The 11,777-nt window shown below is 60.3% G+C and carries 8 protein-coding genes and 1 tRNA gene; 3 read left to right on the top strand and 6 right to left on the bottom strand.

What is annotated here, in order from left to right:
• Window positions 1–35 precede the first annotated feature (35 nt).
• From PP1Y_RS17205 to PP1Y_RS17185, 5 genes are all read right to left on the bottom strand, one after another.
• Window positions 36–2,111 (bottom strand): ParB/RepB/Spo0J family partition protein, encoded by a 2,076-nt coding sequence (locus PP1Y_RS17205; RefSeq protein WP_013833360.1) that lies wholly within the window; start codon window positions 2,109–2,111, stop codon window positions 36–38.
• A gap of 32 nt (window positions 2,112–2,143) precedes the next feature.
• Window positions 2,144–3,070 (bottom strand): toprim domain-containing protein, encoded by a 927-nt coding sequence (locus PP1Y_RS17200; RefSeq protein WP_013833359.1) that lies wholly within the window; start codon window positions 3,068–3,070, stop codon window positions 2,144–2,146.
• A gap of 228 nt (window positions 3,071–3,298) precedes the next feature.
• On the bottom strand, window positions 3,299–4,462 hold the full coding sequence (locus PP1Y_RS17195; protein ID WP_041558949.1) for a DUF3800 domain-containing protein: 1,164 nt from the start codon (window positions 4,460–4,462) through the stop codon (window positions 3,299–3,301).
• Between the two features lie 194 nt (window positions 4,463–4,656).
• Window positions 4,657–6,156: a hypothetical protein gene (locus tag PP1Y_RS17190; RefSeq protein ID WP_013833357.1), complete on the bottom strand. Its 1,500-nt coding sequence runs from the start codon at window positions 6,154–6,156 to the stop codon at window positions 4,657–4,659.
• Window positions 6,149–8,764, bottom strand: coding sequence for an SIR2 family protein (locus tag PP1Y_RS17185; protein ID WP_198409093.1), 2,616 nt, complete (start codon window positions 8,762–8,764; stop codon window positions 6,149–6,151). Before PP1Y_RS17185 ends, PP1Y_RS17190 begins: the two co-directional genes overlap by 8 nt.
• 801 nt (window positions 8,765–9,565) lie before the next feature.
• On the opposite strand from PP1Y_RS17185, the gene PP1Y_RS17180 reads away from it, so the two are divergent.
• From PP1Y_RS17180 to PP1Y_RS17170, 3 genes are all read left to right on the top strand, one after another.
• Window positions 9,566–9,641, top strand: a tRNA-Glu gene (locus PP1Y_RS17180).
• Window positions 9,642–9,769: 128 nt separating this feature from the next.
• The gene (locus PP1Y_RS17175) at window positions 9,770–10,462 is read left to right on the top strand and encodes a TetR/AcrR family transcriptional regulator (RefSeq protein ID WP_013833354.1); all 693 of its coding nucleotides are present in this window, start codon (window positions 9,770–9,772) and stop codon (window positions 10,460–10,462) included.
• A gap of 265 nt (window positions 10,463–10,727) precedes the next feature.
• Window positions 10,728–11,465, top strand: a complete 738-nt coding sequence (locus PP1Y_RS17170) for an SDR family NAD(P)-dependent oxidoreductase (RefSeq protein WP_013833353.1) — start codon at window positions 10,728–10,730, stop codon at window positions 11,463–11,465.
• 59 nt (window positions 11,466–11,524) lie between these two features.
• Here PP1Y_RS17170 and PP1Y_RS17165 read toward each other — a convergent pair whose 3' ends face one another.
• Complete coding sequence (locus tag PP1Y_RS17165; protein ID WP_007011081.1) at window positions 11,525–11,722, bottom strand: hypothetical protein; 198 nt, start codon at window positions 11,720–11,722, stop codon at window positions 11,525–11,527.
• Window positions 11,723–11,777 lie beyond the last annotated feature (55 nt).

Raw genomic sequence — 11,777 nt, 5'->3', positions numbered from 1 at the left:
CACCGCGGCCCCGTCAGGACGGCAGGCTTGTGCGATCAGGCAGCGGCGGCGAGCGAGTCCATGCCGTCGTCAGCGCCAGCGTCCGCGCCGTGTTCCGCAAGATCGCCGAACTCGGAATCCTCGGCTAGGCCGGTCGCGTCGGTGGGCTCGTCACTTGCCACTTCATCCGCGTCGATCACGCCGTCAGCCTCGCCGTCGATCAGTTCGAAGCGCATGGCATCGGGCAGCCAGGTCAGCGCCCGTTCCTTGATCTCGGCCTCGACAAGGATGTCACCCGCGAAGAGCTTCTCGGCCGAAGCGGCAAGATCATGCTTCTTCGACGCCGCGTAGCGCTGGCGCAGTTCGGCGGTTCCCACCGTTTCGAACAGGCCGAGGATCGCGGGCTTGGTGATCCGGTCGAAGTAGTTCTTCGCGGTCGGCCGCCACCAGGCCGCGACGTCGATGGCGAGCTTGCTGCCGAGATGGTCGATGAACACGCTGCCGGTCCTGCCCGCCGGAACCGCGTCGAAGGTCCGGGCTACCGCCCAGCCCAGCCAGCCAGCGCGGGCCTCGTCGGGAAGCGAGCAGAAGGCATCGTAGCGATCACGGACATCCTCGTGATCGATCCAGCTGCGATCGAGCGCGCTGTCGAGCTTGGCCCATTCCTCGGCCGCCAGCGTGCCGCTCTCGAAGCCGGAAACACGCGGGCTTGGTGCCCTGGCGCGCAATTCGCTGGCGAGATCGCTGCTCCCAAAATGCCGGGTCGCGGCATCAGCCATGATGAAGGTGCCGACGTCGAAGGCAAAGCGGGGATCACTCGCGACATGGACGGCAAGCAACTCGGTTTTCATCATCGCCAGTTCGTCGGCGAGGCGCTGGCTGACGACGGGCTTGGCCGAACTTTCGGCCTCATCGCCATGATCCGCGTCCTCATCGTCGCTGGTGTCATCGTCCCCGTCGGCCGGTGTTTCGACCGGCGCGACATAGAGCTGTTCGTGAATGCGGGGCTGACCGTCGCGGCCGATCACCACATAAGCGAGCGCCGAGGCCTTCTGCTCCTCGGTCAGGACCGGCGTGCGCGACTGGATCGCCTCGTATTCGGCTTCGAGTTCCTGGGTCCGCGCTTCGTCGTCCTCGGTATAGCCCTCGCCGTTCTCGTCGGCCGCGGCTTCCTCGATCGCTTCGAGCTCGCTCTGGATCTGCTCGCAGCGGGCTTCCTCGTCGGCGGTGAGCGGCGGAAGTTCGCCCTGGACCTGGCGAAGGCTGTAGGTTTCCATGTAGGGGATATGGGACGCGGGCACGGCGCGGATTTCCGCGAAGCCCTCGCGCTGGCGGATCGCTTCGGCGGCTGCGGTGAGCTTTTCCTCGGCGAGATGATCGAGGATATCGCCATCGATCCACATTTCGGTGGCGTCGTCGGAAAACAGGTCGGCATCGATCCTGCCACCCGCCGCGACATAGTCGTCGCGTCCGACCAGCATCGCCTTGGGGTCACTGCCGTGATAGCCGCCCGAGGCGAGTTGGCGCCGAATTTCGCCGACATTGGCCCGGTAGTAGCCCTGGCCAAGCTGCTCGAAGACCGAGGCCTGGCGCGCGGTGTCCGACGTGCTGGCATAGGCCATGGCGATGTCGAGCGTGATCGCGCCTTCACGCAGCGCTTCGAATACCGGTTCGGCGAGGCCCGCGAGGCGCAGGCGGCCGAGCACGAAACGTTCGGTGAGCCCGAAACGCTTGGCGATGTCGGCGGGGGTCTTCTTCTCGGTCTCGATGATGTCCTGGAACGCCCGGCAGGCATCGGCGGGGTTCATCGCCAGCTTGAAGAAGTTTTCCGACAGGCTGATCTCGACCGCGTCGTTGGCATCGGCGAGGACCTTCACCGGCAGCTCGTAATCGGTAGGAAGATCGCCCTTTTCGATCGCGCGGTGGACGGCATCGAGGCGGCGGCCGCCGGCGGTGATGCGGTACTGGCCCTTCTTGCGCGCGACCGGTAGGCCGATCAGGTTTTGGAGCACGCCGTGCGCGACGATGCTCGCCTCGAGCTGGGCGTCGGCCTCCGGATCGCTGGTCTTGCGCACATTGCTGGGCGACTTGGCGAGCTTGGCCGCCGATACGAGAATGATGGGCTGGGACATGGATGGTCTCCTGGCGGACGAGGCCCGACCATTCAGGCCGCTTGCCGCAACCAGTCCTCCACCCCCTTCCCTTTTGCCCGCAGCACGTCATTCCAGTCGTTGAAGCCCTGGGGCGGGAAGAGCGTTTCAATCGTCCGGCCCGGCATGGCGTAGGCCTCAGCGGCTTTGGCCGCGCCGATCTGTCCGCCGCGGTCGTTGTCGGGAAGCAGGATCAGGCGGGTGACGGTGTCGGGGACGTCGATATGGGCCAAGCGCTCGTTTCCGAGCGTTGCCCAAACCGGGATGTCGAGCAGGAGGATCGCCGACAGGGCGGTTTCGATGCCTTCGGCAAGCCCGAGGGTGTCGTTTGCGGGTGCCAAGATAACAGCGCCTTGGCCTGGGCGACCGAGCATGCGCCGCGGGTTACCTAGATCGCGGGCGCGGAGCGGCTGGTCAGGATCGAGGAAAGTCCTCTGGAGTGCAACCAACCGGCTCCGCTCGTGAATTGCAGCAAGCATCGCTGGGCGGAACACGGCGCGTTTTCCTCGGCCGAGCGGTGTTCGCCGGTGAAAGCGCAAGGCAGGCGGCGACAGGATGATCGCGCGTCGCCGCAGGTATTGTTCGGCTGGCGTTTCGGCCAGAGGGCGCGCGCTATCCCACAGATCCAGCGCCCGTTGCCGCAACCATGCCGGGCTGAGCGACGTGGGCGATGATGATACCGCCGCCTCACCGCCCATTGAAATGTTGCGGTCGAGCCGCCGAATTGCCCGGATCACGTCGAGCGTGTCGCAACCGGCGAAGCATTTGAACAGCAGCGCTTTCTCGCCGACACGGATCGACAGGCTGGGTGTGCGGTCATCATGGGCCGGGCAACGACACATTGCGCCTTTCGACGACCAGGTGCCACCGAGGCGTTTGACGAGATTGGCTGCGTGAGTTTCGAGGTCGAAATGGGCGGCAGGATTGTAGAGATCGGGCATAGCACCTCCGTCTCACCTCACGGCACACCTCCACTCCTGGATGCAGGAATTTCTAACCATAGACGGCGGCATAGCCGACCTTCTCGAATCCTGATCGACCCGCTGGAATTTGCCCTTGGTTCCTAGGGCAAAAAACGGCGGAGATAGCGGATTAGACGGACAAGAGGTTGTCCACGAACCGCAAAGTGAACGTCATTCGACTGCATACTGTCCCGACCGTATCTCAGTTCAGCCAAGCTTCTTCGCAGCTTCCTTCTTCATCGCATAGTCCGCCATTGCCGTGAGCCGGCGTTCCTCGCTCTCGACCTGGAACGCACGTGCGCGTTCAAGGGCATCAGCAGGTAGCGGTTTCGCGTAAATATCCTTGAGCGCCTCTTCGGTGGCACTGCCCGCTCCCGCGAAGGAGAAGTCATCCTGATAGGCGCGGCCATAGACATAATCGAGAAGTGCCTGGCATTTCTCCGGCAGCGCATCGCCACGAAGTGTGCGGGCAAACAGCCAAAGAATGGCATCGATTATCTGGATGCCGGCGCTCTCCTGAGCGGAAGAAATCTCCAGTTTGCTACCGAACACCTTCCGCAGGACAAGCCTCTCGCCGAAGGGTAGGTTGACCGCGCCTGGAAGGGCATTGGCATACATGTCGTGCCAGAATTGGAGAGCCGGTGCGAATTCGTGCTGACGATCGTGTTTGATCACCTCCACTGACCGCCTCCAAATTCCCGATTGTCGCTCGATCCCGGCAAGCAGGTTCCCGAACCCCACCATATTGGGCATGTGGCCCTTGCGGCCGATCTTGGTCTGGTGAACGAAATCCAGCCCCTCCGGGTTGGCGACAACCCAGTCGAGTGCATCGTTTACGATATCCTGGGATCGTTGGTCGACGATATGCCGCACATGCTCCTTCAGAGCCGAGCAGAAGCCTGCCATGCCGTCCCTGGCCTTGGCTTCGTTCTTTTCCAGCAGGGCGTTCCAGAACTGCTGGGCAAGTTCGTCGTCGAGGATGGCAGCCAGTTTGAAAACCATCATAATACGCAGTGGCCGGATGTTGTACACCTGCCAGGGTACAGCCTTGTTCTCAAAACAATCGAAGATTGTGTCGAATATCTTCGAGGCCATCACGTACTTCTTTTCGACACGAGCGAGAAAGAACGCGGGCCCAGCCTTGCGCACGACCTTCAAAATCGCGGGAGCAAGCTCCTCAAGCTTCGCAACGCCAAGCTGATTGGCATGGATTTCCTTCTCGCTTATAGAGGAGGCGATCATGGCAACCTCGGCACCGAAGCGTTTGTCAAAGTCTGAACGCGTCAGCAACGCCGCCGTTACGAACAACGGCTGATTATCGTCTAGGAGGCGTCCGCCAGTGTTGCCCGTCTCGTCGATGTAAGCGTGCAAATTCCACTTCCCGTCTTCTATCTAACCTAGCGATCAGGCAAACCTACTAATCACCGCGCCATGGATGAACGAGCAAATGCAGCCAAAATTTCAGACGGTCGACTCAGTGATAGAAAAACCGAGCTGAACTCGTGGCCTCGGCAGGTCAACAGGTGACAAACGGCGTCTGTAAAACCAGAACCTGCACTCCCCCTCTACACAAAATATCGAAATGAAGTTTCATCAGGATCCTGCTCTCCATATTCATTGAGAATTCCGCCAACCCGTCGGGCGAAAGAGAGGGTAACGGGCCATTTTCCGCGGATATCCGCCGTGTTCCAGTTCATACGCGTCAAGTTGAAGATATCGGTTGCCGCAGCCAATGAATCCTCGGGGCCGATCGAGCGCACTTCGAATGGCTGAGGTATGTGCGGACCGGGATAGGTCTCGATCTCTGGAATATAGCCAGATGTGTAGAGGAAGGTCCGCGCTCCGTTCACCGTGCAGATTGTGCCAACTTTTGGAGGGTACATACCAAAACGTACGAGGCGGAATGCGCTCGGCACCATCGTCACGAGGCTGACGATAGGAATGTCCCCGAGCGCGGCGCGAAAGCCCCGGATCTCCGCCTGGTCGAACTGGCTGGTCTTATGGATCACCAATCGCAGCGGAGAGCGACCCGTACGTGCCCCATATTCCGCGATGATGCGTACGCCGAGATCATAAGCTTGATCCTCGGAAAGATGCACGTTCAGGCGTTGATCCGCCTCGGCCGGCACTCCGGTGCCCCGAATTGCGAAACCTTCGCCTTCGCTCGAGAAAGCTTGGGCTAGGCTCGATTGCACAATGTGGCGCTGCTTCGTCCGATAGTGGTGAAAGCTTATCCCAACGAAACAAGTCTCCGGCCCGGGCGGACTCAACCGCCAAGGAACGCCGCCTGCCTTGTAGTATAAGCCAACCGAGAAGTTCCAGGCGCGGGTGGCGGGATCCTCGCTCTTAGGACCATCCTCTAGCAACCGTGGTGTGACGATCTGGATCGGCAGCCGCGCCGCCAAGGCCCTGGCCTTGAGCGCATGTCTCAGATCGCGTTTGAGGAAATCATCTTCACTTTCCTCGACTTCATCGAGCAGGTCGAAGAAATCGGTTTGTCGACTCGCACGCGCTTTCCTGATCGCCTTTGCCCGCTCTCGCTCGGCCTCTGTATTCTGGCGCTCGACCGTTCTGCACTTGTCGAGAACGCTCTGCGGGAGGCACACCAACACGACATCGGGACGGTTCACGTCTCGCCCAGCGAGACGTTGAAGACTGGCATCGTAGAGATCGACGATCGTCTGAAAGCGTATGAACGCGTCTGAGCCCGCGAGCGCAAGCTCGATCGAATTGTCACCTGCCTCGGCCAATGCAATGGAAAGATGCGTTGAATAGACCAGCTTCTTGCGGAAAACCTCCGAAAAACCCGGAAACGGTCGTCGCAACGATGTGGCCGGGCCGAACGTCGGTATTCCGGCCGCGCAACGGGTCAACCATTTCTGCGCGCTATCGATCATATCCGCAGGACCGATCACACCGACATGGATCGCATCCTTCCGGGCCGCTCCAAACCGAAGATCAAAGGGTCCGGCACTGTCGAGACCCGATTTGGGGTCGGACGTGGATGCGGCCCCACCGAATTGCAGCGGAGGCGAGCGCAGCTCGAAAAGTGACAAGTCAGTCATCGTCGCTCACCCGCCCGAATGCGCTCGCCGGTTCGGGTTCCCGCAAGTCGTCAAGCTCGACCATGTCGGCCAACTCCGAGAGCTCTCTGTCGAGCTCTTCGAGTTCGTCCGGGTCGCCTTGGACGATCGCAAGTTCATCGAAAGCGTTGGAGTTCAGTGAGGCCCCAGGAAGCTGGTTGCTCATGACAATATTGGGTGCGAACCGGGATAGGCCACCGCTCACATCTGGCTGGAGAGAGAACAGCCCCTCTGACTGTTCCGCCAACATCGCCTGCCAAAAGGCGAGGTCATTATGGACACTCGAATTGAAGTCCTTTGCCGCCCGCCGCGTCGACAGGCTGTTGATGAGCTCGTTGCCGATCAGCCGTCCAAAGCCATTTCGCGTGAACGCGTAACCGGGCGAGAGGATGATGCACCACTCGGAGCCATAGGGCGCAACCGAGATCGAAAGCGCCTTGTGCTCGTAATAGGATATCTCGCCCGTATCCCGCTTCGTCCGGGCCTTGACCACCGTTCTCGTGGCTCGCTTATATCGGGCTTTGTAGGTAATCCGACGTTCCTGCTCCTCATCGAAACGCGGGAAATGGGCGCGCTTTCGCTTGAAATCGATCTGCATCCCGAGCGCGCGGCAATGTCCGAGTACGGCATCGACGAGGAGTTTGATCAGGATATTCTCGCCGTTCGGAAGATCCATGAGTTCTTCAGGCGTGACCGTCTCGACATCTCCAGGATCGAACGGCGTCACTAGCGCATCGGTAATCTCGTCGAGGTCGTAGAGTGTGTAGAAGCGGCCGTCTTGGACGTGTCCAGGAGGTACGGGGAGGTCGCCCGCGGAACGATATAGCCCCCCGGTATAAGTCGCAGTCGTCCCAGCATGCCAGATCCTATCGGGCATTGTATGGATGGGCAAAAGGTTCGTGGTGAAACGTGTGACCTGTGATTCATCCGCGATAGCGGTATTCGTGATGTCGTCCACAGCCTCGGGACGGGCCTTTATCTCGACGTTGAACGCCCTGTTCTCGTCCCCCGGTCCGAAATCCACGTCGCCATTGTTGTTGATGGTCTCTTTCCACATATCCGACAGACCCGATCCGGTATGGTCCATCTGGCCGCCGCCGTAGAAGAGATCGGAGATGACCGGATTTCGGTAGCCTTTGATGCTGCGCCGACCACTCTTGATCATGGCCTGAAGTTCTTGATCGTAAATCTGCGCAGCGACCGTATCGACAAGACCTCCAGGGCTCCTGGTGACGATCCGCTCGGGCGTAACCACGATCTCGACCGGATCGGGGCAGGCATAGTCACGATGCACAAGCGCGTTCACGATCATCTCTTTGAGGGCCAATGGACTGTACGAACGGACCTGCCGCGACACCTCCTGCTTCAAGCGAAACTGACGGTTGACTCGTGATAGCAACTCGGTGAGCTGGTCGAGCTGTGACCACAGATTTCCGCGGATATCCACCTCGACGAGAGAGCCTTCCGCATTGGGTTCGTGCAGAAGATCGACATCGTCGCCAAGGCACTGACGCAGCCAAGTCTCGGGCCCGAGCGCACGGAAGCGCACAAATGCACTGGGTATCAATACGGTCGGATCATTAGAGAACAACAACCAACCCGCCACCGTCGGAACGGTCGCATCGTCGTTAGCCATGAGCAGGTTGAAGGTGGTGCCCATTCGAAGCGTCCAGTCTTCCTCATAGGAATCCGGTGCCCAGTTGTTGAGTACGGCGGCATATTCACGGAGACGTGTGAAAAGCAAAACGCGATCGATGTTATCGAGAAGGCCCCCAGCAATCGGGGTCATGTCGAGCGGCAACTCGGGCGGCCGATAGCCGTGGTTACGCCGGGTCGGTTGCGCTCCTTCGGCCACCAGCCGATTGTATAATTCGATCTCGAAAAGATCGTCGAAGCCCGAAATCGGTACTTTAGTGAAGTTACCGCCGATGGCCGACGCGAGTTCCGCAACCATTGGAGGCATCGGCGCGTCGATCTCTCGGTCCAGCACACACCAGTAGATGCCGTGATAGAATTTGCTGGTGTAGTCTATGTTGTCGAGGAAAAGACCACGCATCACCGAGGGTTCGGCGCCACGATAGCCGACGACAATGATGGGATGGTCGCGGAGCAGCGGTCGCACACGTTCGACGATCTCGCTGTCCATATTTTGGACGTCGATCGCCAGATTCTTGTCGGTCAAATGCTCTACCGAGCCGTGCAGGTAAACGAGCTGAGGATTTTCCGGCGCTGATGAGAAGCGGACTAGGTCCGATGGTGTCTTGATCGCCACCAGATGGTGAGGCCGCGTCACCAGAACTCGGGCGTTTTGAATGCATTCGTCAAAGTTTGTCGTGAGGACGGTCGCTATCCAGCCTTGGTGCAGGATGTTGGCAAGACCTCTGTAGCCCCGATTAGGATGCACGGGTGGATGGATCATGTCCTCGAAAAAGACGCGCCGGTCGTTTGCAACGTTCAACAGGTTCTTGACCGCATCGGGATACAGCTCCGCAAGGAGAACATCCGTTGAAAACCACGGCTGCGCGGTCAACCAAGGCCAATAATCCGCGCGGCGGACGCTCGGATCATTTGGTAGGCGATCGTTGTCCAAGCACCACCGCCATTTAGCGATTCTCTCGACAGCTTCCCCGGCAGCCGGGATCCCTGACGAGATGGACGCGCCTGCTCCCAATAGAAGAACAGGCTCAGGTTGCCCGCGCAGCAGCGATCGTAGCCGACCCGGCACGGCTCGTTGGACTTCGGTCGGGATGAATTCGGAAACCGGACCACTGCCTGCCAAGCGACTGACCCCATGCCTATGGATAATGACGAACAAATGTCGAACGCAATCTGCGCGATTTGGTTCGTGAAGGAAAGCCCCGGGGCGTTACTATCCAGACTTTTGAAGCCCGCTGGCACGGATGGGGCCGTGTGGCATTTGTAATGAACCGCCAATCGCCTCGCGAAATTGGTTATTTTCAAGATTCGGTCTCGGGATACTGATCGACGAGAACGAGGTCCCTAGCTGCGTCGCATATTGACGACTCTTGAGGTTGTTATTCGCAACTCGTGAACACATAAATTGCCATTCTGGAGTGTCCGACCGCCACGCAATTCGGGCTGTGCGCCGGTCACTTCAATGTAGTGCTTGACCATCGCCCCTCGTGCTCCCCGCGCGCAATGCCCTGCAGATATCAGCATTATGTTTGCCGACGCCGTTGAAACCGCACTTACCATACAGGAGCCGTGGGAGCATCGCGGTAATCAGGGGGATTGAGCGGGAATGCGATTGGCGGTTTTCTGCCATTTCTTTCCCCTGGAGCCCCCTGCAATCCCTTGTTCCTCAGGTTCGAGTCCCGTAGGGGTCACCAGCCGTAAGAGATGCCATACAGGCCATTCGAATGGCTTTCATGGCCCCTTCGTCTAGCGGTCTAGGACGCGGCCCTTTCACGGCTGAAACACGGGTTCGAGTCCCGTAGGGGTCACCATCTCTTCTGGCGTGCCCGGCGCCGTGACGGCCTTCCCCCCCGCAAAAAAACCTCCATCTCGGCCAATGCAGCCCGCGATTTCGTTCGCGCGATTGATCTCACATGCGACATCCCTCTAAGGATGGCCGATGTCTGATCTGGCAGACGCAGCCCAAGCTGCGACTCAATTCCGCAGCCTGACGCCGCGACAGCGCGAACGACGCGCGCGTATCCTCGATGCGGCCTATGCCCTGCTCGCTCGCCACGGCTATGACGCGATGTCGACGAAGATGATCGCCAGCCACGCGGGGGTTGCCGAACGCACCCTGTTCAACATCTACAAGACCAAGGACGCCCTGATCGCCGCCGCCGCGCGCGAACGCAGCGAGGGTTTCATCGAGGAGGCCTGGAGCAAGGCGAGCGATCAGGGCATCGGCTTTTTCCTTTCCTTGTGTGAAACGCTCTCGCGCCGGACGCTCGAAGCGCCCGAAGTGGCACGGGCATTGGCCCCGGTGCTCGTCCAGCAGGCCGATCTCGTCGCCCTGCACGAAGTCTATCGCCGCTATGTCGGAAGAGCGCTGGAGGACCTCGTCGATCAGGATGCCCTGAACCCGGCGGTCATCGATGTTGTCAACGCACTCGTCATGATGCGCATGGTGAGCGCGGTCACGCTTTGGGCTGCGCAGGCCATCACTGACGAAACACTCGAAGTCCACATGCGCCTCGGCGTCTGCGAGGTCCTGCTTCCCCATGTCCGTGGCCCGTTGCACGACAGGTCGCTGGAGGAAGCCAGACGATGCGTTGACGTTCTGGCGCAAAGGCCCGGCAGAACCGCACCCTAGCATTAATTGCAGTACGCTGCATTTTTATGCAGTGGCACTTTCCTGCGGTCCGCAAAGGACACCGAGGGGCGAACCAATCGAATAACAGGCCCCTTCCGGTAACCCACGGGAATGGAGCCTGTATGCCTGCATCGGCCAGATACTTCGTGCGCGCGGCACTTCCAGCCAGCGCGTTCACCACCGCATCCACCATCTCGCCGGCCCTGCATGGTTCAAGAGCGCCTGACAGGAGCTTTCCCGCGTGACCGATACCCAATCCAGGACAATGATCGTGACCGGCGCCGCCTCTGCCGCTGGCCTCGGCTTCGCGACGGCGCGCCTATTGGCTCGCGAGGGCCACATCGTCTATCTCGGCGATCTCGACGGAGACGCTGCGGCAGCGCGCAGCGAGCAACTGCGCGGCCAGGGCCTGAAGGCCACCGGACTGGCGCACGACGTGACGGACGAGAAGGCCTGGGCCGCCCTGATCGAGAGGGTCACGGCCGAAACCGGTCGCATCGACGGGCTGGTCAACAATGCCGGCATCGCCGTGCTGCGCTGGACAGCTGAACTGGACCCGGCGAGCTGGGATCGCCAGATCGACGTCAATCTCAAGAGCGTCTACCTCGGCTGCCGCGCCGTTCTGCCGGTCATGGAGGCGCAACACTCGGGCGCGATCGTCAACCTCTCCTCGGTGGCCGGACTTGTCGGCATTCCGGGGGCTTCGGCCTATGCCGCGAGGAAGGGCGGCGTGCGGCTCTATTCCAAGTCGATCGCGATGGAATTCGCCGACAAGGGCATCCGCGTGAACTCCGTTCACCCCGGCGTGATCTGGACCGACATGCAGAAGGTCGCGATCGAGGACAATCCCGAGCAGTACGACGCGATCAACGCCACGATCCCGATGAAGCGAATGGGCGAACCCGACGATATCGGCCACATGATCGCCTTCCTTCTTTCCGAGCGCGCCAAGTACATCACCGGCGGCGAGTTCGTCGTCGATGGCGGCCTGACCGCTCAATGATCCGGCGACGATACAGCGCGCAAACGTACCTCGCCTGGACCATGCAGATCGGGCGGCGTTCAGTCCATCATCGCGAACAGTGCCCAGGACAACGCCGTAGCGGCGATGAACAGCGGCCAGGACCAGTAGAAGCTGTGCCCCTCGATATAGGTGTGCTGGATCGACAGCATGCCGCCCTGCGACCCGTTCGAGCCGATGATCAAAGACACGACCCAGGTCAGCAGAAAGCCGGGAATAAGGCCCTTGAGGAATGTCATGGTGACTACCTGATTGATGTTCGACTGCAGCGGCAGTCTGACAGCGAATGGTTAA

This window comes from Novosphingobium sp. PP1Y (assembly GCF_000253255.1).
GTDB lineage: Bacteria > Pseudomonadota > Alphaproteobacteria > Sphingomonadales > Sphingomonadaceae > Novosphingobium.
Note: the sequence above shows the minus strand (reverse complement) of the source record. Positions and strands in the feature narration are given on the sequence as shown.